The 22732-nt window shown below is 50.4% G+C and carries 23 protein-coding genes; 8 read left to right on the top strand and 15 right to left on the bottom strand.

The window, feature by feature from the left end:
• The first annotated feature begins 223 nt into the window (after nt 1-223).
• From ubiE to surE, 4 genes are all read left to right on the top strand, one after another.
• Complete coding sequence (gene ubiE, locus ACESLU_RS00825) at nt 224-913, top strand: bifunctional demethylmenaquinone methyltransferase/2-methoxy-6-polyprenyl-1,4-benzoquinol methylase UbiE (protein WP_372633778.1); 690 nt, start codon at nt 224-226, stop codon at nt 911-913.
• Nucleotides 914-1106: 193 nt separating this feature from the next.
• The gene (gene fabZ / locus ACESLU_RS00820; protein WP_372633775.1) at nt 1107-1556 is read left to right on the top strand and encodes a 3-hydroxyacyl-ACP dehydratase FabZ; all 450 of its coding nucleotides are present in this window, start codon (nt 1107-1109) and stop codon (nt 1554-1556) included.
• On the top strand, nt 1553-2380 hold the full coding sequence (panB, locus tag ACESLU_RS00815) for a 3-methyl-2-oxobutanoate hydroxymethyltransferase (RefSeq protein ID WP_372633772.1): 828 nt from the start codon (nt 1553-1555) through the stop codon (nt 2378-2380). The genes fabZ and panB overlap by 4 nt, the downstream gene beginning before the upstream one ends.
• A 153-nt stretch (nt 2381-2533) precedes the next feature.
• Entirely contained in the window at nt 2534-3298 is a 765-nt protein-coding gene (gene surE / locus ACESLU_RS00810) for a 5'/3'-nucleotidase SurE (RefSeq protein WP_372633769.1), read from the top strand.
• A gap of 167 nt (nt 3299-3465) precedes the next feature.
• Here surE and ACESLU_RS00805 read toward each other — a convergent pair whose 3' ends face one another.
• Nucleotides 3466-4326 (bottom strand): esterase/lipase family protein, encoded by an 861-nt coding sequence (locus tag ACESLU_RS00805; RefSeq protein WP_372633767.1) that lies wholly within the window; start codon nt 4324-4326, stop codon nt 3466-3468.
• A gap of 2 nt (nt 4327-4328) precedes the next feature.
• Nucleotides 4329-5225, bottom strand: coding sequence for a hypothetical protein (locus ACESLU_RS00800; RefSeq protein ID WP_372633764.1), 897 nt, complete (start codon nt 5223-5225; stop codon nt 4329-4331).
• Nucleotides 5226-5578: 353 nt separating this feature from the next.
• On the opposite strand from ACESLU_RS00800, the gene ACESLU_RS00795 reads away from it, so the two are divergent.
• The gene (locus ACESLU_RS00795) at nt 5579-6523 is read left to right on the top strand and encodes a hypothetical protein (protein WP_372633762.1); all 945 of its coding nucleotides are present in this window, start codon (nt 5579-5581) and stop codon (nt 6521-6523) included.
• On the opposite strand, the gene coaBC is transcribed toward ACESLU_RS00795, so the two are convergent.
• The 7 genes from coaBC to ACESLU_RS00760 all read right to left on the bottom strand — a co-directional run bounded on the left by coaBC (nt 6520) and on the right by ACESLU_RS00760 (nt 12464).
• Nucleotides 6520-7722 (bottom strand): bifunctional phosphopantothenoylcysteine decarboxylase/phosphopantothenate--cysteine ligase CoaBC, encoded by a 1203-nt coding sequence (gene coaBC, locus ACESLU_RS00790; RefSeq protein ID WP_372633759.1) that lies wholly within the window; start codon nt 7720-7722, stop codon nt 6520-6522. The genes ACESLU_RS00795 and coaBC overlap by 4 nt on opposite strands.
• Nucleotides 7723-8016, bottom strand: a complete 294-nt coding sequence (locus tag ACESLU_RS00785) for a DNA-directed RNA polymerase subunit omega (RefSeq protein WP_372633757.1) — start codon at nt 8014-8016, stop codon at nt 7723-7725.
• Between the two features lie 2 nt (nt 8017-8018).
• Entirely contained in the window at nt 8019-8597 is a 579-nt protein-coding gene (gene gmk / locus ACESLU_RS00780) for a guanylate kinase (RefSeq protein WP_372633754.1), read from the bottom strand.
• Nucleotides 8590-9471, bottom strand: coding sequence for a YicC/YloC family endoribonuclease (locus ACESLU_RS00775; protein ID WP_372633751.1), 882 nt, complete (start codon nt 9469-9471; stop codon nt 8590-8592). The genes gmk and ACESLU_RS00775 overlap by 8 nt, the downstream gene beginning before the upstream one ends.
• 223 nt (nt 9472-9694) lie before the next feature.
• Complete coding sequence (gene glmM, locus ACESLU_RS00770; protein ID WP_372633749.1) at nt 9695-11038, bottom strand: phosphoglucosamine mutase; 1344 nt, start codon at nt 11036-11038, stop codon at nt 9695-9697.
• 144 nt (nt 11039-11182) lie between these two features.
• A complete protein-coding gene (locus ACESLU_RS00765; protein ID WP_372633746.1) occupies nt 11183-11737 on the bottom strand; it encodes a cob(I)yrinic acid a,c-diamide adenosyltransferase in 555 nt (184 codons plus the stop codon).
• Nucleotides 11738-11837: 100 nt separating this feature from the next.
• Nucleotides 11838-12464, bottom strand: coding sequence for a YigZ family protein (locus ACESLU_RS00760; RefSeq protein WP_372633743.1), 627 nt, complete (start codon nt 12462-12464; stop codon nt 11838-11840).
• 207 nt (nt 12465-12671) lie between these two features.
• Between ACESLU_RS00760 and ACESLU_RS00755 the strand changes: the two genes are divergently transcribed.
• From ACESLU_RS00755 to ACESLU_RS00745, 3 genes are all read left to right on the top strand, one after another.
• The gene (locus ACESLU_RS00755; protein WP_372633741.1) at nt 12672-13379 is read left to right on the top strand and encodes a succinate dehydrogenase cytochrome b subunit; all 708 of its coding nucleotides are present in this window, start codon (nt 12672-12674) and stop codon (nt 13377-13379) included.
• A 27-nt stretch (nt 13380-13406) separates the two neighbouring features.
• A complete protein-coding gene (locus ACESLU_RS00750; RefSeq protein ID WP_372633738.1) occupies nt 13407-15326 on the top strand; it encodes a fumarate reductase/succinate dehydrogenase flavoprotein subunit in 1920 nt (639 codons plus the stop codon).
• Nucleotides 15327-15399: 73 nt separating this feature from the next.
• Complete coding sequence (locus ACESLU_RS00745) at nt 15400-16167, top strand: succinate dehydrogenase/fumarate reductase iron-sulfur subunit (RefSeq protein WP_372633735.1); 768 nt, start codon at nt 15400-15402, stop codon at nt 16165-16167.
• A 48-nt stretch (nt 16168-16215) separates the two neighbouring features.
• On the opposite strand, the gene proC is transcribed toward ACESLU_RS00745, so the two are convergent.
• The 6 genes from proC to ACESLU_RS00715 form a co-directional block, all read right to left on the bottom strand.
• Nucleotides 16216-17016 carry a pyrroline-5-carboxylate reductase gene (proC, locus tag ACESLU_RS00740; RefSeq protein WP_372633732.1) on the bottom strand — a complete coding sequence of 267 codons (801 nt, stop codon included), beginning with the start codon at nt 17014-17016 and terminating at the stop codon, nt 16216-16218.
• 162 nt (nt 17017-17178) lie between these two features.
• On the bottom strand, nt 17179-18471 hold the full coding sequence (argH, locus tag ACESLU_RS00735; protein WP_372633730.1) for an argininosuccinate lyase: 1293 nt from the start codon (nt 18469-18471) through the stop codon (nt 17179-17181).
• Nucleotides 18472-18804: 333 nt separating this feature from the next.
• On the bottom strand, nt 18805-19875 hold the full coding sequence (locus ACESLU_RS00730) for a M20 family metallo-hydrolase (RefSeq protein ID WP_372633728.1): 1071 nt from the start codon (nt 19873-19875) through the stop codon (nt 18805-18807).
• A complete protein-coding gene (argB, locus tag ACESLU_RS00725) occupies nt 19872-20648 on the bottom strand; it encodes an acetylglutamate kinase (RefSeq protein WP_372633726.1) in 777 nt (258 codons plus the stop codon). Before argB ends, ACESLU_RS00730 begins: the two co-directional genes overlap by 4 nt.
• Nucleotides 20648-21583 (bottom strand): N-acetylornithine carbamoyltransferase, encoded by a 936-nt coding sequence (locus ACESLU_RS00720; protein ID WP_372633724.1) that lies wholly within the window; start codon nt 21581-21583, stop codon nt 20648-20650. The genes argB and ACESLU_RS00720 overlap by 1 nt, the downstream gene beginning before the upstream one ends.
• Entirely contained in the window at nt 21580-22722 is a 1143-nt protein-coding gene (locus tag ACESLU_RS00715) for an aspartate aminotransferase family protein (protein ID WP_372633722.1), read from the bottom strand. Before ACESLU_RS00715 ends, ACESLU_RS00720 begins: the two co-directional genes overlap by 4 nt.
• Nucleotides 22723-22732: the final 10 nt, after the last annotated feature.

Below are 22732 nucleotides of genomic sequence, written 5' to 3'. Positions count from 1 at the left end.
AATGGGACGGAGAGCAGTTTAAGTCGGTGTATTTGAATAATACCGAACATTTAAAAAACGGAGTTTAGCCATTGAAAACCCAAGGCCGGTCGCCGGTTCAGCCCCCGGTGGGTTTCTGTAAAAGAGATTGTTCTCCCGGTATCATCCATCACCACGAATCGGGCATTCGGTACCCGGCTTCCAAATCGAGGAATACAGCGAAATTTAAAGATACAGAGCGTTTATGAGTGAAAAAGTACGCAGGATGTTTGCTGACATAGCCGATGACTACGACCGGGTTAACTCCATTCTCTCGTTTGGTGTCCACCATGCCTGGCGCAGCCGAACCGTGCAACTGAGCGGGGCACGGGAGGGTCATCATGTACTCGATTGTGCCACCGGGACGGGCGACCTGGCATTGGAATTCAAGGAAAAGGTGGGGACCAGCGGATATGTGCTGGGTACGGATTTTTGCAAGGAGATGATCGAACATGCTCCGGAAAAAGCACAGAAACACGGCTTAACCGTCGATTTTGAAGTAGCTGATGCCATGGATCTGCCCTATGAGAGCGGCCGGTTTGATATTGCCAGCATCGCCTTTGGTATCCGCAATGTGGACGATCCCGTACAGGCACTCAAAGAGATGGGACGGGTGGTCAAACCCGGTGGGAAGGTGGTGATACTCGAATTCGGTCAGCCCAAAGGATTGCTAAAGTATCCTTATGAGATGTACAGCCAGTACATCATGCCTGCAGTCGGGGGATGGATCAGTGGTAACCGTGAGGCCTATACCTATCTGCCCAGGACAAGCGCCGAATTTCCGGCGGGAAGTAACTTTGTTGACTTAATGAAGGAATCGAATACTTTTACTTCACAGATGTTTGAAAAGCTAACCGGCGGCATTGCTTATATTTATGTGGGCACCGTTCAATAAATAATGTATATTCAATCCACCTGAGTGGTTGAGGTTGGATATTCCTACTGCGTCCGACAGCGATCGGATCGCGGATCCTGGATGCGTCAGATAACAAACAGGCCATTATCCGCACGCCGGGCCGGGGGACAGGTGGTTTATACCGCTCAATATGTTGCAAATTTAAATTTTATTACCAATAAATTTTTTTGACATGTCATTAATGGAAATAGAAGCAATCAAGAAAGTATTACCCCATCGCTATCCTTTTTTATTGGTTGACCGTGTTTTAGAGTTGGAAGAGAAGCGTATACTTGCATACAAAAATGTTACAGCCAATGAGGATTTCTTTAACGGGCATTTCCCCGGAAAACCCCTGATGCCAGGCGTGTTACAGGTAGAAGCACTGGCTCAGACGGGCTGTATTATGCTTACTGAAATGCATATAGAAGATCCCGATAATAATCTTATAGTGTTCACCAATATCAATAAGGCGAAATTTCGTAAATCAGTGGTCCCTGGAGACCAGCTTATGATGGAAGTGTTCCTTACCAACAGGCGCCGAAACTTTACAACTATGGAAGGGACCGCTACCGTTGACGACAAAGTGGTGTGTGAGCTTGAAGCGACCTCGGCAATTGTTCCAAAAGAAGAAGAAAAATGAGTACACAATCATCCCCAGACCGTCCGCCTAAAATAACCACCCAGACTATCGTTGACATGAAGAAGGGGGGGCAGAAGATCAGTATGCTCACGGCCTATGATTTTACGATGGCGCATATTGTAGACCAGGCGGGTATTGACGTGATTCTGGTGGGCGATTCCGCCAGCAACGTAATGGCCGGCTACGAGACCACGGTTCCGATGACGCTCGACCATATGATTTATCACGCCTCTTGTGTGGTTCGCGGCGTTGAAACGGCACTGGTTATTGCCGATCTTCCGTTCATGAGTTATCAGGTGACCTCCAAGGAAGCCCTTATCAGTGCCGGGCGCATGATGAAGGAAGCGGGGGTTCACGGGGTCAAGCTGGAGGGGGGAAAACCAATCATTAAAACAATTACAAAAATTGTGGATGCGGGAATCCCCGTTATGGGTCACCTGGGACTAACTCCCCAGAGCATCTATAAATTCGGGACGTATAAAGTGCGGGCTACCGGGGATGAGGAAGCGCAACAGCTCCTCGAAGATGCCAGGCATCTGGAAGAAGCGGGCTGTTTTTCCATTGTTTTGGAAAAAATACCCGCGGAGCTTGCCCAAAAAGTAACGGCTGAACTCTCAATCCCAACGATCGGCATCGGGGCCGGCTCAGAGTGCGACGGACAGGTATTGGTGACTCACGACATGCTTGGTCTCAATAAGGAATTCAAACCGCGTTTTTTACGCCGCTATGCCGATATGCACTCGGGGATGACCGATGCCGTTCAATCGTATATACAGGATGTTAAATCCGGTGATTTTCCCAATGCCCAGGAGCAGTATGGTTAGCCCGTATTTCTCACAATACGCTCTTTTTTTCGATTCCCTTGCAATGAAGAATTTAATCTGAATTATTCCCGCATGGATGCTAAAATAAACCTTGTCCCTTGTGGAATAATCCGACTACAGCAGTTTTTTAAATTAAAGTAACTAACACAGATTATGAGTAATTCCGAACGCCCGGTGATCCTTGTTTGTAACGATGACGGCATCTTTGCGCCGGGAATACGCGCCCTGGCTGAAGTAGCCGACGAGTTTGGCGATGTGGAAATCATTGCCCCGGATCGACAACAGAGTGCGGTGGGACATGCGGTAACGGTGGATACTCCGCTCCGATCCCGGTCTTTCCAGCTTGATGGACGTTTTAGCGGCCAGGCGGTTTCGGGTACGCCGGCCGATTCAATCAAACTAGCACACGACCAGCTGATGAAGCGTAAACCCGACCTGGTAGTAAGCGGTATCAACCACGGGAGTAACGCCGGCGTCAACATCCTGTATTCTGGAACGGTAAGCGCCGCTACGGAGGGGACTATCCTGGGATACCCCTCTATTGCCATAAGCTGTACTGATTTTGATGAAGACGCAGATCTCAGCGGGGCCAAAGAGGCGGCCCGAAAAGTGATCGGCTATGTATTGAGCGTGGGACTGCCACAGGGGGTTACGTTAAATCTGAATGTTCCGGACGGAGAGCTCAAGGGCATCAAATGGGCGCGCCAGGCGGACAGCAGGTATGTTGAGGAGTTCGAGGGACGTGTGGACCCCAACAATCGTTCCTATTACTGGCTCACCGGCAGGCTTGAGCTGCTGGATGAAGGCGATGACCTGGATGTTAATGTGCTGGAAAAGGGGTATGCGGCGTTGACGCCTATCCAATATGATATGACAGCTTACAGCCTGCTCAAGAAAGTAGATGATATAGAGCTTTAAACGAATATTTCGTGCTCTTCGGTTTATATTTATATTCTATAATAGCGTTACAAAGTGAGTTCGCTGAGCTTTCCCCGCAGCGTAGCCGGGCAATTCGCGGATACCGTCCCCCTAATATCTGCCAGCTGACCAGCCGCGATAACAGGGTAGAGTGTTGTTAGACGTTCTCAATGCCCGTGTTCCTCCAGCATTTTTACCACATCCAGCCAGAAGGACCGGTAAATGGTTTCCCGGTCGTTCCTGACGCGGACATGCATCTGTTCCAGGTGCGAAAGGCTGGAGGTTTTGATGTGCCGGCCCCATTTTGCGCTTTCGACAGAGACCATGCCGTCATTGATCCCTTCCTCTTCATAAATATGATTGTTCTGATAACGGCTGATGACACGAATGGGAACCGAAGTGCCCTTGCCCACCGCCGAGCTGTATGAATAATAGGGAATATCCGGCGCATCGGTGATTTTCGGATTGAATTCCTCCTCGATATACCGGCGGGTGAGCTGCACAGCGGAGCCCACAGAGTCGCTTTTGGTCTTGGGATAGATACGATCGCCCACCCAGTCCAGAAAATCGGCTAACTTGTCACGGATGGCATCCGGTGTTTTAAGTGTCAGTTCGGCAAGGGAAGTACCATGGTGAGGGGTGGAGACGGTGGTAAATGAGGCCACGCTGGAGGCAATATCCAGCTCCGAAAGGGCATAACGCATATCCAGTCCTCCCATACTGTGCGCAATAATGTTCACCCTCTCATAGTGCTGTTTATCTGTCAATTCACGGATTGAATGCACCCATCCCCGTGCGCGTGTTTCAATTTTAGCATAAGGCACTATGTTAGGAGCGAATGCAGTTACATTATGAGAGCGCAGAAGCATTGCAACATCGTAAAGGGGGGATGGTTTGACCAGCGAGGCGATTGCTCCGTAGCCGTGACATAACAGAACGGGATATTTCAGGCGGACTGTTTCGGGACCGGGAAACTCTTCCAGCTGCAGCTTGTTAAGCCATCGGTCGGTATCAAATTGTTCAAGCATGCTTAAAAGTTTATTTTAGGCGGCGGGATAAGTTCAACGCCGGCTTTATTAAGTTCTGGTAGTTTCTCGCCCAGCCAGCGCAATGTCGTTTCATTCCCCGTGATAATAGCCAGGGAATAGGACTGGTCCGACTTCAGTTTATTCAGTTCTTCCAGAAAGGAAGCCTTACCAAGTTTTTCATGCAGGTATAAAGCCTTGCGGGCATCGATAAATGTTAAATCGGTTTGGGCGGCCATGTTCCTGGATTCAGGCGAATTATCGCTACCTACCAGTAACAGATGCGCATTGGGCAGGACATTCTCAAACTGTTGGAGTCGCCGCAGAGCCACCCCGGGATTTTGCTGCATTAGGTCTTCATCCGCATCATTCCTGAGCCAAAAGAGGATACGCTCGTACCGTCCTGCCAGTGATTTCTGAAGTTCATTGGCTTCCATCGGATGATTAACGGGAAGTACAATGGGAATAGGCTCGCCAAAGGTGGACAAGGTATTCAGCATTTCATCATCCTGAAAATCATCTATGGCCACAATGATGCTGGCCCGGTCTCTGTTATAAACGAGATCAGGATCGGTGTGCAAGTCGAGGGTTCGAAAAATGGTTCCTTTATATTCCAGGTGGATCCTCATCTGCCGGTCCGGAAAGCTTACCCGGGCCGGTGTGGAGATGCCCAGGGAGTGGAATCTTCTGTTCAGTTCGGCGTGCAGCTGCGTTTTAGAAAAACCGGCCGGTAGATCAATATGATATATTTTACGGCTAAAGGTCGAATCCACTTCCACGAAAGAGCGACTGATTTGCTGCTCGCTGATACTGAAACTTCTCAGTTCGTATTCTACCAGTGAATCAGCCTGGGCGAAGGATTGAAGTTCTGCAGGCGGAGAGTCAGAAACATTGAATAACATAAATCCGCTTATCATACACGAGATCAGAAGTAATAAAGCGATAATTCTTTTTTTCTTTTGTTCCTTCAAATCAGATGCAGATATTTAGTTGGCGGTAGTCATACAAGATAACCGCTCAATACGTTAACAACGATTCTTATATTGTATTCAGTATTATGGCGTACGAATTTGAGCTTGTTGAGAATTCAGAACAAATAGAGGCCTTCCATGATCTTCCATTTCAAATATATGAAGATTATCCTAACTGGGCACCACCATTCCGATTCGAAATAGAAAACATTTTCGACCCTGAACATAACGTTTTTTTTGATAATGGCGAATGTGAACGTTACCTGGTTAAACAAGATGACAGGGTGAGAGCACGCTTTGCCGTGATGAATAACCCGGCGCGTGATCGAGTGCTGGAGCCGAAGATGGGGGGAATCGGTTTCCTGGAGACGGAAAATGATCGCCGGCTTGTTCGGAAAATCATAGATTTTGCTGAGGCATGGCATTATGACCGGGGCTACCGGGCCATGCGGGGGCCGGTTAACTTTGGTGAAAACGATACGTATTGGGGCTTGCTGGTTGAAAATTACGACGAACCGCCCATTTATGGCATGTTTTACCATCCCCCGTACTACAAACAGTTGCTTGAGCAGACGGGAGCGGTTAAACTGGATGATCACTGGAGCTATAAGCGTGATTTTGCCAAGCCTGTTCCCGAGCGGATGAAAAAGATAACCGATCGTATAGAGAACCGTTCCAATGTTTCTCTGCGTTCTATCGATTTGAAGAATATTTATCGTGATGCCGAATATATCCGGGAAATCTATAATGAGGCATGGAGGGAGCAGGATATTGAGGAACGGGAAGAAGCGTTTACCGAGTTAACGCGGGATACCGTCCGGGAAATGGTGGATAAGCTGAAACCAGTATTGATTCCTGAAAGTATGCTGCTTGCTTTTGTTGACGATGAACCCGCCTCTTTTGTGGTATGCGTGCCCGATCTTAACGAGATCTCTAAAGAGACCGGGGGACGACTTCGGTGGTGGCACTACCCCAAGTTATTTTGGTTTAAACGGCGCGCCAGACATTTACGATCCCTGGTATACGGTACGAAACCCAAGTTTAGGAAGATGGGGTTGGAAGCATTGACCTTTACCAGGGGAATTCAGTATACCAGGGAGGCAGTCCCTAGCCTGGAATACCTTGAGGGGGCGTGGGTGAGTGAAAAAAACTGGCTCATGCAGCGGAGCCTCGAAGCGCTTGGCTGCCGCCATCACAAAACACACCGGACGTACAAATGGGAGTTTTAGCCCGTATTGAAAATCCGGTCGAGCAGCTGGCGGGCGATTTCTTTCTTGGTTCCTGAAAAATCCTGTTGGACACTCTCGCCCAGCAGGGTCACGGTATTGGTATCGGTTCCAAAGCCGGTATTATGGTCCGCAATTGAATTGGCGGCTATCCAGTCTGCTTTTTTGTTTTCTCTCTTCTTTTGAGCGTGCTCAACCATATTCTCGGTCTCCATTGCAAATCCGATCAGGGTCTGGCCCTCTTTTTTGTGATTGCCGAGCCAGGATAGAATATCCGGCGTGCGGCGTAGTTCCAGCGATGAAGTGCTGTCGTCTTTTTTAATTTTTTGCTCGGAGTGCGATTTGGGCGTAAAATCCGCCACCGCCGCGGCCATGATAATGACATCGGCATCCGCATGGTTTTTCACGTGGCTGAAGAGGTCATCCGTGGAGACAATTTCGATAGCATCGACTCCTCCGGGTTTCGGAATATGGACCGGGCCGTGGATAACGGTGACCTCACCCCCCATATTACGGGCAGCCTCTGCCATGGCAAACCCCATCTTGCCGGAACTGGGGTTGGAAATGAACCGGACCGGATCCATAAACTCGCGGGTGGGACCGGCGGTGACCACCACTTTTTTCCCCGACAGGGGACCCTCGAGCTGCTGTTCAGCCAGGATTCCCAGGCATTTTTCCACGATCGTTTCGGTTTCCGGAAGGCGTCCCCTGCCTTCGAGTCCACTGGCCAGATAACCGGCCTCGGGTTCAAGGATATGGATTCCATCTTCCCGAAGCGTCTTTAAATTACGCGTAACAGCTGCTGACCGGTACATTTCCCCGTCCATAGTGGGACAGACAAGCAGGGGACACCGGGCTGAAAGGACCGTGGCGGTAAGCATATTATCGGAAAATCCGGCGGCTATTTTAGCCATCGTATTGGCAGTACAAGGGGCAATGACGAAAAGATCGGCCCACTCGCCCCAGCTAATATGGCGGGTCCATTGGTCTTTTTCCGACTGGTTACCGGGAAAAATATCGACAGCAACAGCATGCCGGGAGAGAGAAGAGAAGGTCTCGCCTCCCACAAATTGCCGGGCCCCGCGGGTCATGGTTACACGCACCTTCGCCCCGGCCTTTTGGAAGGCACGTAAAAGAAAAGCAGCCTTATAAGCTGCAATTCCCCCGGTGACACCTAACACTATCCGTTTGCCGGATAACATCTATTCTTCGTCTTGTGGATATCTGAAATAAATTTCGCCGCGCCGCATTTCATCTACCGCTCGCTGCGTAGGATGAGGAAGCTTTTCAAAATCTTTGGAAATGTTCTCCTGTTCTTCATTAAAGGAAAACTCATCTTCATCCTCAAAGCCTTCAAAATATTTGAGCTTTTCATCGAGCTGAAGCTTTTCCTGCGCAGCAATCTGGCGTGCACGCTTCGACATGATGGTAATCAACTCGTACTGATTACCGGTACTTTTGTTCAGTTTTTCAACATCAAGCGTTTTTATAGACATAACTAATTAGTAATAAAAGGTTCAATAATTGCCCGGATTTCTTCGTATGCCGTGTCGAGATCATCGTTTACAACAATATAATCGAAGTGCCGGGCATGGTTAATTTCCAGTTCCGCACGTTCCAGACGTTTTTTCAGTGTGGCACTCGTTTCGCTTCCACGCTTTCGGAGACGCTGCCGCAGAACGTCCATTGATGGCGGCTCTATAAAAATGGATACCGCTTCCGATCCATAGATCTCAAGCACGTTCAGAGCACCCTTCACTTCAATATCAAGCAGGGGAAAATACCCAGATTCAACCAATTTATCAACTTCCGACTGAAGAGTTCCGTACCGGTTTCCGCTGTAGTATTCCCATTCTAAAAACGCATTGTTCTCAATCTTTCGGGCGAACTCTTCTTCGGTCAAAAAATAATAGTCTTCGCCCTCGATTTCTCCCTTTCTCGGGGGACGCGTAGTCGCGGAAGTTGAAAACTTTATCTCCGGATAGTCGTTGAGCAATCGCCGGGCCAGCGTTGTTTTACCGGCTCCGCTTGGTGCAACAAGTACAATGATTTTTCCGCGGCGCCCTGTTTTATTCAACGTTCTGCACCTGTTCTCTTATCTGTTCCAGACTTTCTTTAGCTTGTACGACATATTGGGATATTTCCGAGTCGTTCGCCTTGGAGCCGATGGTATTGATTTCACGGTTTATCTCCTGGCTCAGGAAGTTTAGGCGACGTCCGACCGCGTTCTCATTTTCGACGGCCTCACGGAAAAACTTGAGATGCGACTGCGTGCGGACAATCTCTTCCGTGATATCCATTTTATCGACGAGCACAGCCACTTCCATTTCCAGGCGGTCATCGTCAATTTTGTCATTGTCGATTAAGTCATTAATGCGTTCTATAAGTTGTTTTTTGACTTTTTTACCGCGCCCGCCCGTTTTTTCCCGGATAATGTTCAGCATTTTTTCGATATGATCGGCCCGCTGGAGCAGATCTTCCTTGAGCTGGCTGCCTTCCTGCCGGCGCATGGCGGTAAGGGCGCCGGCGGCTTTTTCTGTGGCAGACCGGGTAAGTTCCCAGATGACCCGCCGGGTTTCTTCGTCCTCCTCGCGGGACTCAAAGATGTCGTTAAACTCCATCAGGTTACGCAGGGTGACAGGCTCTTCGATATTTGCGGCATCACGCAGGTTATTGAGCATCATTTTATAGCCATGCACCAGATTTTCATTAAAAGTGATATCCGGCCGGCCGGTGTCAGCCTTATCAATGCGAACGGAAATGGTTATTTTGCCCCGCTGTATGTGCTCCTGGAGGCGCTCCTTGAGTTCGAGCTCCTTGTCCTGAATTAGCTGTGGCAGTCGCAGTGATATGTCGAGATAGCGGCTGTTTACGGTTTTCAGTTCGACCGTTACCGATATGTTTTCCGACGAAGCTTCGCCGCGACCAAAGCCGGTCATGGATGTAATCATAAATAACTTCCGAATAGATGAATATTAAGCAATTAGGGAAACTAAGATAATAAAGTAAGACTCCGAGAGGGCTTTGCAAAACCGTTCTTTTGGCCAATCTCTGCATTTTCACGATTTCAAAATCCTCACATATCCTTTATATGCTGTGGTTTTGAATTCGTTCAGGTTTTGATATTTCCCGATGCTTCGGGACTGGTTTTTCAAAGCCTTCTTCGAATAAAATCTATTGGACGGCCTCCACAACATTATCCGCGAGCTCTTTGGCTTTTTCAGCGGAGATACCTTCGGAATAGATGCGGATAATCGGTTCCGTGTTTGATTTTCGAAGGTGTACCCATCCGTCTTCGAAATCAATTTTTACCCCGTCAGTGGTATCGGGGTCGTAATCCCGGTACACGTTCTGCGCTTTTTCCAGAATGGCATCCCCGTCAATATCGGCCAGGGCCATCTTGCTTTTACGAATCACATAACCGGGCAGGGAGTTCCGGTAATGGTCGGACGTTATATCACGTTCGGCAAGCAGCTGCAGCACCATCGCAACGCCCATCAGGGCATCCCGCCCGTAATGGAGATCGGGATTGATAACCCCGCCGTTGCCTTCCCCGCCGATCACGGCATTCACTTCTTTCATCTTTTGGACCACATTAATTTCACCGACGGCCGACCGGTGACATTTTTGCCCGTATTGCCGGGCGATATCTTCCGTCACGCGCGAAGAAGAGAGATTTGTCGCGCAGGGCCCTTGCTTTTTATCAAGTATAAAGTCGAAGGCCGCCGCCTGGGTGTATTCCTCTCCGAACAGGTTGCCCTTGTCGGATACGAGTGCCAGCCGGTCGCCATCGGGATCCGTTACGACGCCCAGGTCACACTCTTTTTCCCGGACGAGCGCGCAGATATCCTGGAGATGTTCCGGCAGGGGCTCCGGATTGTGGGCGAAGCGTCCATTGGGTTCATCATGAACCGCATGAATCTCATCAACGCCCAGCGCATTCAACAGGGGGGGGATGGCAATGGCGCCGGTCCCGTTAACCGGATCCATGGCCACCGAAAAGCCTTTAGATGCAATAAGATCCCGATCAATATAGGGCAGGTCCAGAATTTTCCGGATATGGTGATCCAGAGCGTCCGAGTCGGTTTCGACGGATCCTATTTGGTCAAAACGTTTATACCGGTAAGATTGATCTTCACTGATCCGGATCACTTCCCGCCCTTCCCCGGCATCGAGAAATTCGCTCCTGCTGTTAAGAAGCTTCAGGGCATTCCATTCGGCGGGATTATGACTGGCGGAAATAATGACGGCCCCGTCAGCGCTGTGTTTCAGGACAGCCATGGCAACCGTGGGGGTGGTGGCGACGCCCAGCTGTACGACATCGCAGCCCACGGACTGGAGCGTAGCTGCGACGATATCCTCGCAAACTTGTCCCGTCACCCGGGTATCGCGCCCGACGACGATTTTCCCGCCGCCGGCCCAGCTGCCGAAAGCGGCACTGAAGCGACCGAGATTTTCAGGGGTTAAGTCGGTTCCGAAAATGCCCCGGATACCCGAGACGGAAATCATTAAGGCCATATGCTTGCAATAAAGAGTTAAATTCTAAATAAAGGGGTGCAGGTATTTACCATTTTTTATCCATTATTCAAAGCAGGCCGCAAGCAGGTGGCAGCTTACAGCAGTTCTGCCAGTGGAGGGCCCCGCCGGACTGTCTCCCGCTGTTCACCGGTCCTGCCTATCCGGCTTCCATGTTTCTTCAGGTGTGCCTTTTTGTTTGTTTTCGAACCGGGCCATCACAAAAAGGAAATCCGAGAGTCTGTTGAGGAATTTTATAGTTTGGTCTGATACTTCATGCCATTTTTGACAAGCGACAGCAGCACGCTCGGCACGCCGGCAGACGGTACGAGCGATATGAAGCGTTGATCCGGCCTGTGATCCACCGGGTAAAATAAAATTTTTAAGAGGTTCCAATTCCTTTTCCATTTCATCTATGGCCTCTTCCAGGAAATCAACCTCTTCCTGGCCAATACGATCAATCCTCGGTTTCGCTGAATGGGGGGTAGCCAGGTCTGCTCCCAAAATAAACAGTAATTTCTGGAGTTTTTTCAGATGGTTTCTCCCGACTTCGGATAATTCATAGCTGGCTGCGAGTCCTACGAAAGAGTTGAGCTCATCCACCGTGCCGTAAGCACGAATCCGATGTTGAGACTTTGACACGCGTTGTCCGCCAAAGAGTGAGGTTTCTCCCCGGTCGCCTTTTCTGGTATAGATTTTCATGATTCCAAATTTGTAAAATTTGTTATTTCAAAGGTACGGAGTACTGAGCAGATTATCAGATTAAAAGTGAGTCGCGGATCAGCGTGGATTGGACGACTGGTTAATCAGTTGATGCAAGGGTAACGTAACTGGCTTCTCCCTTTTTGACTTCAATGCCATGGTGTTCAATATTCTGGATTTCCTGCCAAAAAGTATCGGCCTGCTTCAATCGGCAGGCGAGTTTAAGCGTGATTTTTTCGAGGTATTGCGAATCAATCTCTTTCAAATCAAAGGTGTGTTTCAGCTGATCAATTTTGCTTTGTTGTGAATAGGGATAGATGACCCTGAAATTCCGAGTCGGGATAAGCTTTGAAAACGACGCCTGTTCCAGGCAGCGCTTTGCTGCTTCGCCGTAGGCCCGGATAAGTCCGCTCTTGCCCAGGTTGGTTCCGCCGTAATAACGGACAACGACACAGCCGCTGTTGACCATGTCATATGATTTCAGTTGATTTAAGATAGGAAGTCCCGCTGTCCCGGCCGGTTCGCCGTCGTCCTGTGCGAATTCTCCGAGGTCGTTCGGATCCATCCGCCACCCGTAGCAGTGATGGGTGGCATCCGGGTAGTCGGACTTGATGTCCGATAAGCGACTTTCAAACTGTTCTGTCGTTTCGACGGGAAAGAGAAATCCGATAAATTTCGATCCCTTTTCCCGGAATGATGCCCGATAGGTTTTGGTGATGGATTGCACAACTATGGGTTGATTTATAAAATGATCGTTGTCAGGTTGTCAGAGGCTTCTAATTTAGAATATTTCTGAATAAGATTTAAAGATTAAAACGTAAGTACCGGCCTTGCCTTTTTATCCATTTCGCCTCATCTTCAACCCTTGCTAAACGGATCCGCGTGTTGGCTAACGGTTGCGGATTAACAGACACTTTAATAATGAGTATCAGTGATGGCATCATTTCTACAGGCGCTTAAATCACAAGTAGGGCGGAAAATACTAACAGGAATCACAGGCGTCGGCCTTATCATTTTTATTATTTTTCATTTGGCTACGAATCTCCAGGTGTTTGGTGAGGTGCACGCCTTCAATGAAGCCGCCTATGCGCTCGAGAGTATGGGATGGCTCCTGTATATTCTGGAAGCCGGCCTGGCCATCGCTTTTCTGTTGCATGCCTATATCGGTATTTCGATCTGGTGGCGCCGCCGGAAAGCACGTCCCGACGGCTATGAGAAATATCAGAGCAAAGGTGGACCCAGTCATGTCACCTGGGCCTCAAGATCGATGATCTTTACCGGTATCGTGCTGCTTGTTTTTCTTGTCATTCATCTTGATACCTTCAAGTTCGCCGATCCCGGGACGGTGGTCCTGCCCGGGGGTGAAGAAGCCAGGGACCTCAAGGCCCTGATGCTGGCCACCTTCCAGCAGCCGATATACACTTTCGGATATACGGCCGTAATGATTTTATTGGGATTTCACCTGGGACACGGATTCTGGAGTGCCTTCACCTCCCTGACGATGAAGCACAACCGCTATTCGGCCCTTATATATACTGTTGGTATTGCTTTTGCTTTTTTAATGGCCGTGGGATTCCTGTTTATTCCGCTTTATATCTATTTCGGCGGAGGCTGCGAAGCGGCTCTCATACAGTGCCAATAATTATTTTGTAAATCCATTTATAGACTTATGAAATTAGACTCAAAAGTTCCTTCCGGGCCCTTAGAAGAAAAATGGTCCAGGCATTTAAAGGATATTAAACTGGTTGCTCCCAACAACAAGCGCAATCATGATATCATCGTGGTGGGTACCGGCCTGGCCGGCGGATCCGCCGCGGCGAGCCTGGCCGAGCTGGGCTATAATGTAAAGAGCTTCTGTATCCAGGATTCGGCCCGGCGGGCGCACAGTATTGCTGCCCAGGGGGGGATTAACGCCGCCAAAAATTATCCCAATGACGGCGATACTATCTGGAGGCTGTTTTACGATACCATCAAAGGCGGGGATTACCGTTCGCGGGAATCCAATACCTACCGGCTGGCTCAAATATCAAACGAAATTATTGACCAGGCAGTCGCGCAGGGTGTTCCTTTCGCCCGGGAATACGGGGGATTGCTGGCCAACCGTTCGTTCGGCGGTGCCCAGGTATCCCGCACCTTTTATGCGCGGGGACAAACGGGCCAGCAGCTGCTGCTGGGAGCCTACCAGGCGATGATGCGCCAGGTGCATGAAGGCAATATCGAGATGCACACGCGCCACGAAATGCTGGACCTGGTGGTAGCCGGCGGGAAAGCCCGCGGTATTGTGACGAGGGACCTCGTATCCGGGGAGATCCGGCGCTGGATGGGCGATGCCGTGGTGCTGGCCAGCGGCGGGTATGGAAATGCTTTCTACCTGTCGACCAATGCCAAGAATTCAAATGTGACGGCCGCCTGGCGCTGCCACAAGCGGGGTGCCGGCTTTGCAAACCCCTGTTACGTGCAAATTCACCCGACCTGCATCCCGGTTTCCGGAGATTACCAGTCGAAGTTGACGCTGATGAGTGAGAGTCTGCGCAATGACGGACGCGTTTGGGTACCTGCAAAGAAAGGGGACGGCCGGCACCCGAATGACATACCGGAGCAGGAGCGTTACTATTATCTGGAAGAGAAGTACCCCGCCTTCGGAAATCTCGTGCCGCGGGATGTGGCCTCCCGGAATGCCAAAATCGTTTGTGATGAAGGGATGGGCGTGGGTCCGACGGGACGAGCGGTCTACCTTGATTTTTCGGATGCCATTGAGCGCGACGGACGGAAAACCATCTCGGAGAAGTACGGCAATCTTTTCGAAATGTACGAAAACATTACCGGCGACAATCCCTATGAAGAACCGATGCGTATTTTCCCTGCCGTGCACTACACGATGGGGGGATTGTGGGTCGACTACAACCTGATGAGCAACATCCCCGGGCTGTTTGTGGCCGGCGAGGCCAATTTCTCTGATCACGGGGCCAACCGGCTCGGGGCCAGTGCGCTCATGCAGGGACTCTCGGACGGTTATTTTATCATCCCGTATACGATCGGCAATTATATCGCGGATGCGAATATCGATGAGATCGATACCGGTCACGAGGCTTTTGACGAAGCCGCTGAAAATGCCCAGCAGCATATTGATAAATTACTAAGTGTCCAGGGCGATAAGAGCGTGATCGATTTCCACCGGGAGCTGGGACAGATTATGTGGGACAAGGTGGGAATTTCGCGCAGCGAAGAGGGCCTTAGACAGGCCATCCGGGAAATCCGGGCGCTCCGCAAAGAATTCTGGGAAAACGTGCGTGTGCCGGGTGAGGCGGCTAATTTCAACAAGTACCTGGAGTTTGCGGGACGCGTAGCCGATTTCCTGGAACTGGGAGAGCTGATGGCGGAAGACGCCCTCCACCGGGATGAGTCCGCCGGCTGTCACCTTCGCGAGGAGCACCAAACGGAAGAGGGGGAAGCCCTGAGAAACGATGAAGAGTACTCGTATGTGGCTGCCTGGGAGTTTCAGGGCGTAAACGGTGAGCTGCAGGAAAAGCTCCACAAGGAGAATCTGGAATTTGAATTTGTAGAATTGAAACAACGAAGTTACAAGTAATTTTAGGCCGCAGCGACGCTGAATCTCACCATAGTGTTGGGTTTGGTCTCAGCGCGGCAAAACGCAAAGCATTATGGCTGACACATTTACCATTTACTTAAAAATCTGGCGGCAAGAGGGACCGGATACACCCGGAAAGCTGGTTGACTATACCCTTGATAACGTCAATGGACACATGTCTTTTTTGGAGATGCTCGACGTTCTGAATGAGCAGATCGTTGCCGAAGGCAGGGAAGAGCCCATCGAGTTTGATTATGATTGCCGCGAGGGTATTTGTGGCTCCTGCAACCTGATGATTAATGGCCGTGCACACGGGCCCAAAGCAATGACCTGTACGTGTCAGCTGCACATGCGCAATTACAATGACGGCGATACGATTGTCATCGAACCCTTCCGGGCGAAGAGTTTCCCGGTTATTAAAGACCTGATCGTGGACCGCAGTGCATTTGACCGCATCATCGAAGCGGGGGGCTATGTCTCCATCAAAACGGGCTCGGCGCCGGATGCCAATTCCACCCCTGTCGATAAATCCGTTGCAGATACCGCTTTTGATTATGCCACCTGTATCGGGTGCGGGGCGTGTGTGGCGGCCTGCCCGAACTCATCTGCTTCCCTCTTTACCGGCGCAAAGCTGGCGCACCTGAACCGCTTGCCCCAGGGCGAGCCGGAGCGGAAGCGGCGTACGGTTGCCATGGTCGAACAGATGGATAAGGAAGGCTTCGGGGATTGCTCGAACTACGCCGAATGCGAAGCCGTTTGTCCCAAGGGAATTTCTATCTCGGCCATCGCCGAAATGCGCCGCGATTATGTGAAAGCGACGCTCGCCGGCGAGGGGGTATAAAAGCAGAGGTATAAAACCGGTCCATTGCCCCGATGGAAGGCAGAAGGCTCAGCGTATTTTTTCTATCATCTCATACGAAACTTTTATTCCTTTAATCAGCGCTGAACTCAGTCCGTTATGTTCCATCTCATTCAGTCCCGCAATGGTACAGCCTTTGGGCGTCGTTACCTTGTCGATCTCGTGCTCGGGATGGTTATCGGAGTCCAGAAGCAGCGCCGCAGCCCCGAGCGCCGTCTGCGAAGCGATAAGCTGGGCCTCTTTCGCATGAAAGCCGACTTCGATCCCCCCCTGTGAAGCGGCGCGGATGTAGCGCAGGAAAAAGGCGATACCGCAGGCCCCCAGTACGGTTGCTGCTTCCATAAGGTCCGTATTGATAAGCAGCGTCTTGCCGAGCGACTCAAAAAGTTCTATTACCTTTTTTTCAGCCTCCTTGTGCGGGGTTCTTTCTACGCAGGTCATGGCCTGGTTTATAGCGGCAGCCGTGTTGGGCATCACGCGAAAAATCGGAAATCCGGAACCGGTCAATTCGGTAATATCTTCATCGTTTACCCCGGCCATAGTCGAAATGAGAATATGTTGTTGCGGGTCTAAAACGGATTTTATGTCATTTACAAGGTCTTCTATCTGGGTCGGCTGAACGGACAGTATAACCAGGTCAGCCTCTTCTACCGCCGCGGTATTATCAGCAGTGACGGTAATACCGTCGTCTTCGAGATAGCGAATGAGATCGGCATTTCGCCGGGTTATCGTGACATCATATTTTGAGGAGGCTTCTTCCGTGCGGGCAAGGCCTTTGGCCAGTGCCGTACCCAGATTTCCTCCACCGAGAATCGCAACTTTCGTGTTCATAGTGTTTTCTGTTTGGTTTAAGATTGATTATATGTAGCCTTTGCAAAACCGCTCTTTTGCCCAATGTCAGCGCTATCGGTCGGTTGAATTTCTCACATATGAGTTATATGCTGCGATACCAACCTTCCTCTGGTCTTGATCTCGACCAAAATCACTGGTTTTTCAAAGGCTTCTATATGCCTGGTTAAACTTTTCTTTTATTTCCTCATTGCAGAGATTGCCGATACTGCCTTCATGGGTGTGCTTCAGTTTTTTATCGGGACGAAAGGTTCCCTTGGCAATCGCTTCGCCCACCTTGCGATAGGCCTCCCGGAAAGGGACCCCCCGTATAACATTCTTATTGACCTTTTCCACACTAAACAGATAGTCATATTTATCATCATAAATCACATTGGCATTAACCTGCACGTGCCCAAACATAAAATGGCTGATACTGAGGCACGACTTGAGGGTTTCCACGGCCGGAAAGAAGGTGTCCTTCAACAGTTGAAAATCCCGGTGATAGCCGTTGGGCAGGTTGCTGGTAATCAGCGTAAGTTCACTGGGCAGGTTTTGAACACTGTTGCACTTGGCGCGGACCAGCTCGAAAACATCCGGATTTTTTTTGTGAGGCATAATACTGGAGCCGGTCGTCAGTTCGTCGGGAAAAGTGAGGAAGCCGAAATTCTGGCTCATATACAGGCACACGTCCATCGCCATTTTGGAAAGCGTACCCGCTACCGCACTGAGCGCGAAGCTGGTCATCTTCTCCAGCCTTCCGCGGCTCATCTGGGCAGCTACGGAATTATACTTCAGGGTGCGAAAACCCAGCGCTTCGGTGGTCATGGTTCGGTCCAGCGGCAGGGAAGTGCCAAAGCCGGCCGCAGAGCCCAGTGGGTTTTGATCAGCCACCCGGTAAGCCGCATTGAGCATGTGCAGGTCGTCAATCAGCGACTCGGCGTAGGCCCCGAACCATAAGCCGAAAGAGGAGGGCATAGCCACCTGCATATGCGTGTAGCCCGGAATAATAACATCCTTGTGCTGCTCGCTCAGCGAAATCAACCGCTCGAACAGTTCCCTGACCAACCTCTTTATCTCGAGAATCTGATCTTTGGCATACAGATGCAGGCAAACCAGCACCTGGTCGTTGCGGGAGCGGCCCGCGTGAATCTTTTTGCCCGTCTGTCCCAGTGCCTGGGTCAGCTCATACTCAATTTTAGAGTGGATGTCCTCAAATTTTTCTTCAATGGTAAACGATCCTTCCTCCACTTCCACCAGTAACCGGTCAAGTTCCCTGAGAAGGTCATCCCGTTCCTCATCGGATAAAATCCCGATACTATGCAGCATCCGGGCATGTGCTTTAGAGGCGCGCAGGTCGTATTCAGCAATTTCCAGATCCAGAATACGGTCATTACCGACCGTGAACTGCTCAATAATAGCACTGGTTTCTTGCTGTTCTTTATTCCAGAGTTTCATGGTTGTTTTCGGTTAATCGTTGTGGATTGAGTCGCAGGTTGTTTAGTAGAAGTTAGATTGTTAGTAGAAGGTATATCGTAGAAAGTATTAAGTATCGCGTCCCGCGGTCTTGCGGACTCCTATAGAAAGCGGGATGTCCCGGCTAAGCCCCGCTACAGGTCAATTTTTAATTCCAAACTCCTAATTCCTAATTCCTAATTCCTAATTCCTAATTTTTAATTTTTAATTTTTAATTTTTAATTTCCCGATTTTTCATTTTTAATTTCCCGATTTTTCATTATTCCGTTGCGTCGTCGAAAGCATAAAATTGAATGCATATATAAATACAAATACCTATGCATTATTATTACGGAGAACATTATCCAGCAGCTTGATGTACGTTTCAATTCCTTCCTCAATCTCCCGCAGCAGGATAAACTCGTCTGCCGTATGGGAGCGGGCGGATTTGCCCGGGCCTATTTTTAATGAGGGCACCGGTATAACCGACTGGTCGGAAAGGGTGGGAGAGCCATACTGCTGCAGCCCGAGCTTGTCACCGGAGCGCACAACAGGATGATCCAGTGGAATAAAAGAGGGGTTCAGCCGGATCGACCGGGCGGTGATATCCGATTCAATATGCGCATCGACAATATCCAGAATTTCGGCATTGTCGTGCACATCGGTACTGCGCACGTCAACCGTAAAGGTACAGCTGTCGGGCACCACATTGTGCTGGCTGCCCGCCTGGATGACGGTAGCAGTCATCTTAACGGGACCCAGTATCTCCGATACCTTTTCAAACCGGTAGGTCCTGAACCATTCAATATCTTCGAGAGCTATGTAGATAGCGTTCTTTCCCTCATCGCGGGCCGCATGTCCGCTGACCCCTTTTGCGGTGCATTCCAGCACCATCAGCCCCTTTTCGGCTACGGCCATGCGCATTTGAGTGGGTTCGCCTACTATGGCACAATCGATGGCGGGTATTTTGTCGAGGATAGAAACGATGCCGTTGTCCCCGGAGATCTCTTCCTCTCCCGTGGCCGCCAAAACAAGATTATAGTTTAGGTTCTCTTTGGAATAAAAGTGAATAAAGGTGGCGATCAGCGCTGTCAGCGGTCCCCCCGCATCATTGGAACCCAGCCCGAATAACTTCCCGTCTTCCACGACAGGGGTAAACGGATCTTTGCTGTAGTCCGAGTTGGGCTGGACTGTATCATGATGAGAATTCAGTAAAATCGTCGGCCTGGACGAATCAAAATGCTTGTTGACGCACCAGATGTTATGGTTATGCCGGTGGGTAGCGACTCCGTGGTCCTCCAGAAATTGCTGTATTATATCTCCGGTTTCTCTTTCCTCTTTTGAAAAGGAGGGAGTGGCAATAAGTTGTTTTAACAGATCGATGGTTTCTGCGTATAGCTGGCTCATAAGGTAAGTTCGGTCCCCTTGTCGTTTAGCAGGTTGTCGACATGCTTGATATGCACACTGTTGACCTTTTTCCTGAGGGCTTCAAAAGCGGTATCGAGCTTGGGGATCATGCCCTCGTTGATGACCCCCTGTTCTTTGAGCTGGACATATTTTTCCCGGTCTATCTGTTGTATCCAGGAGTCGTCATCCTCCACGTCCCGAAGGACCCCGGGCTTTTCAAAGCAGTAGGTCAGGTGCGTGTGGTAGTGGTTGGTCAGGGCGATGGTCAGCGCAGAGGCGATGGTGTCGGCGTTGGTATTTAACAGCTGTCCCTTACCGTCATGCGTGATTGCCGGGAAAACGGGGACCACCTGCTCGTCCAGCAGGCGTCTGATAAAGTAAGTATTGATGTCTTCGGGTTGTACATCCCCCACGAAGCCATAATCTACCCGCGGATGCTGTCGTTTTTGCGCCGGAATCATATTGAGGTCAGCCCCCGAAAGTCCGAGCGCATTGCATGAAAGACTCTGCAGCTTGGCCACGATCGTTTTGTTAATGAGTCCCGCATAGACCATAACGGCTACATCCAGCGCCGGTTTGTCGGTGATACGGCGTCCTTCTTTCATCCGGACCGGGATGCCGAGTTTATTGCACAGGTCGGTAGCGGCGGTCCCCCCTCCGTGAACGACGATTTTGGGGGTGTCCATACCCGAAAAGTTTTTGAGGAAGGTGGTTAAACGGCGATCGTTGTTCGCAATACTTCCACCGATTTTAATAATATGTAACGTCTGCATTATAAAGTCTCCAATAGGTTGTGCAGCACGGCTTGTGCTGCGTATTCACGATTCTTGGCTTGCTGGTAGACAAGCGAGCGGTCAATGACGCTGTCCGCAGCCACGACATTGCGCCGGATCGGAAGGCAGTGCATGAACTGCGCCCGGTTGGTAAGCTCCATCTTCCCGGCCGTGATGGTCCAGTCCCCGTCTACAGCGGGGGTCTCTCCGTAGGCGGTGTAGCTGGACCAGTTTTTGGCATAAATAAAATCGGCATCGGCGAAGGCCTCTTCCTGGTTGTGGGTGACTGAAATGCCCCCGGCAAATGTATCGGAAAGCTCGTATCCTTCGGGATGGGCCAACACCACATCGGCATCGATGGCGGGGGACCACTGCAGAAAAGAATTGGCCACGGCCTGGGGCAGGGCTTTGGGATGCGGAGCCCAGCTAAGCACGACTTTGGGCTTGGGTATGCCCGATGCGGCGATCGTCGCCATATCGGTAAGGGACTGCAGCGGGTGCAGGGTCGCCGATTCCAGGCTGATGACCGGTACGGACGAGTAATTCAGGAAATTGTTTAACACGCGTTCTTCATAATCTTCCCGCTGGTCCTTAAGGGTTGCAAAGGAGCGCACGCCCAGGATATCACAGTAGCTGCTGATGACTTTGACCGTATCCTTGATATGTTCCTGCGTGTCGCCATCCATGACCGTTCCGTCCTCGAACTCGACCTTCCACGAATCCTTATTAATATTGAGTACGATGACATCCATTCCCAGGTTCAGTGCGGCTTTCTGCGTACTGAGCCGGGTCCGCAAACTGGGATTGAAGAATATGAGTCCCACGGTCTTCTGTTTCCCTCTTTCAGAGAACAGCGGATTATCTTTCAGCTCAATAACCTGTTGTACCAGTTTCTGCGGGTGATCGACATCCTCGATTGACGTAAAATGGTTCATGATACTTTGCTAAGTGAGAGTGCGTTTTTCAGTGCGTCTAAAAAGGTGGCTACTTCGTTTCTCGTGATGGTCAGCGGGGGAAGCAGGCGCAGGACGTTGGGGTCGGAAGACACGCCCGTCAAAATATGTTCCTCCTCAATGAGGACCCGGCGAAGCTCTTTGACGGCAAACGGAAATTCTATGCCGATCATCAATCCTCTTCCCCTTACTTCTTTGGGTTCGGGAAGCGTCGACAGGCTGTTAAGCAGGGTATCGCCCAGCTGGGTTGCCCGGTCCATCAGATTCTCGCTTTCGATAACGTCCAGCACCGCTGTTGCTGCGGCACAGGCCAGATGATTGCCCCCGAAGGTAGACCCGAGCTGCCCGTAAAAAGGTTCGATGTCGGACTGGATGATCGTACCTGCCACCGGGAAGCCGTTGCCCATGCCTTTGGCAACCGTAACGATATCCGCCTTGATACCGGCATGCTGGTGCGCAAAAAAGGACCCCGTTCGCCCGTAGCCCGACTGAATTTCATCGCATATCAGCAGGGTATCGGTTTCTGTGCAGCGTTCACGGACGGCCCGCAGGAATTTGTCATCCGGGATATTGATGCCCCCGATGCCTTGAATGCCTTCGATCACAACGGCACAGACGTCGCCCTGCACTAATTCTTGTTCCAGCCCGTCACCATCATTGAGCTCCAGGAAGGTAACTTCACTTCCCTTGTTGATCGGGGCGGAGTATTTATCTCCGTCGGTGATGCTGAGCGCCGCTGACGTTCGCCCGTGAAAACTGCCTTTGAACGCAATGACTTTCGATTTCTCATTATGGAAGGAAGCTACCTTTAAAGCATTCTCGATGGCTTCGGCCCCGGAGTTGCTCAGGAACAGCTGATAATCTTCGTAACCGGAGATCCGCCCGAGTTTTTCAGCCAGTTTTTGCTGGAGGGGATTTTTAACCGAGTTCGAATAAAAGCCGATATCGCGAAGCTGGCTGTTTACTTCATTGATATAATGGGGATGGGAGTGCCCGATTGAAATAACCCCGTGTCCGCTGTAAAAGTCGAGATACTTGGTCCCGTCTGCCGTAAAGACATAGTGATCCTGTGCTTTTACCGGTTCCAGATCAAGCAGGGGATAGACGTCAAAGAGTTCCATATTCCATATT

Source organism: Fodinibius sp., from assembly GCF_041642155.1.
Lineage (GTDB): Bacteria > Bacteroidota > Rhodothermia > Balneolales > Balneolaceae > Fodinibius.
The sequence above is the reverse complement of the archived record's forward strand: the minus strand, read 5'-3'. Positions and strand labels throughout refer to the sequence as shown.

Bases quoted from the DNA above. Each gene is read 5' to 3' on its own strand.
- ubiE (WP_372633778.1), top strand. From the start codon at position 224: ATGAGTGAAAAAGTACGCAGGATGTTTGCTGACATAGCCGATGACTAC.
- fabZ (WP_372633775.1), top strand. From the start codon at position 1,107: ATGTCATTAATGGAAATAGAAGCAATCAAGAAAGTATTACCCCATCGC.
- panB (WP_372633772.1), top strand. From the start codon at position 1,553: ATGAGTACACAATCATCCCCAGACCGTCCGCCTAAAATAACCACCCAG.
- surE (WP_372633769.1), top strand. From the start codon at position 2,534: ATGAGTAATTCCGAACGCCCGGTGATCCTTGTTTGTAACGATGACGGC.
- ACESLU_RS00805 (WP_372633767.1), bottom strand. From the start codon at position 4,326: ATGCTTGAACAATTTGATACCGACCGATGGCTTAACAAGCTGCAGCTG.
- ACESLU_RS00800 (WP_372633764.1), bottom strand. From the start codon at position 5,225: ATGTTATTCAATGTTTCTGACTCTCCGCCTGCAGAACTTCAATCCTTC.
- coaBC (WP_372633759.1), bottom strand. From the start codon at position 7,722: ATGTTATCCGGCAAACGGATAGTGTTAGGTGTCACCGGGGGAATTGCA.
- ACESLU_RS00785 (WP_372633757.1), bottom strand. From the start codon at position 8,016: ATGTCTATAAAAACGCTTGATGTTGAAAAACTGAACAAAAGTACCGGT.
- ACESLU_RS00775 (WP_372633751.1), bottom strand. From the start codon at position 9,471: ATGATTACATCCATGACCGGCTTTGGTCGCGGCGAAGCTTCGTCGGAA.
- glmM (WP_372633749.1), bottom strand. From the start codon at position 11,038: ATGGCCTTAATGATTTCCGTCTCGGGTATCCGGGGCATTTTCGGAACC.
- ACESLU_RS00765 (WP_372633746.1), bottom strand. From the start codon at position 11,737: ATGAAAATCTATACCAGAAAAGGCGACCGGGGAGAAACCTCACTCTTT.
- ACESLU_RS00755 (WP_372633741.1), top strand. From the start codon at position 12,672: ATGGCATCATTTCTACAGGCGCTTAAATCACAAGTAGGGCGGAAAATA.
- ACESLU_RS00750 (WP_372633738.1), top strand. From the start codon at position 13,407: ATGAAATTAGACTCAAAAGTTCCTTCCGGGCCCTTAGAAGAAAAATGG.
- ACESLU_RS00745 (WP_372633735.1), top strand. From the start codon at position 15,400: ATGGCTGACACATTTACCATTTACTTAAAAATCTGGCGGCAAGAGGGA.
- proC (WP_372633732.1), bottom strand. From the start codon at position 17,016: ATGAACACGAAAGTTGCGATTCTCGGTGGAGGAAATCTGGGTACGGCA.
- argH (WP_372633730.1), bottom strand. From the start codon at position 18,471: ATGAAACTCTGGAATAAAGAACAGCAAGAAACCAGTGCTATTATTGAG.
- ACESLU_RS00730 (WP_372633728.1), bottom strand. From the start codon at position 19,875: ATGAGCCAGCTATACGCAGAAACCATCGATCTGTTAAAACAACTTATT.
- argB (WP_372633726.1), bottom strand. From the start codon at position 20,648: ATGCAGACGTTACATATTATTAAAATCGGTGGAAGTATTGCGAACAAC.
- ACESLU_RS00720 (WP_372633724.1), bottom strand. From the start codon at position 21,583: ATGAACCATTTTACGTCAATCGAGGATGTCGATCACCCGCAGAAACTG.
- ACESLU_RS00715 (WP_372633722.1), bottom strand. From the start codon at position 22,722: ATGGAACTCTTTGACGTCTATCCCCTGCTTGATCTGGAACCGGTAAAA.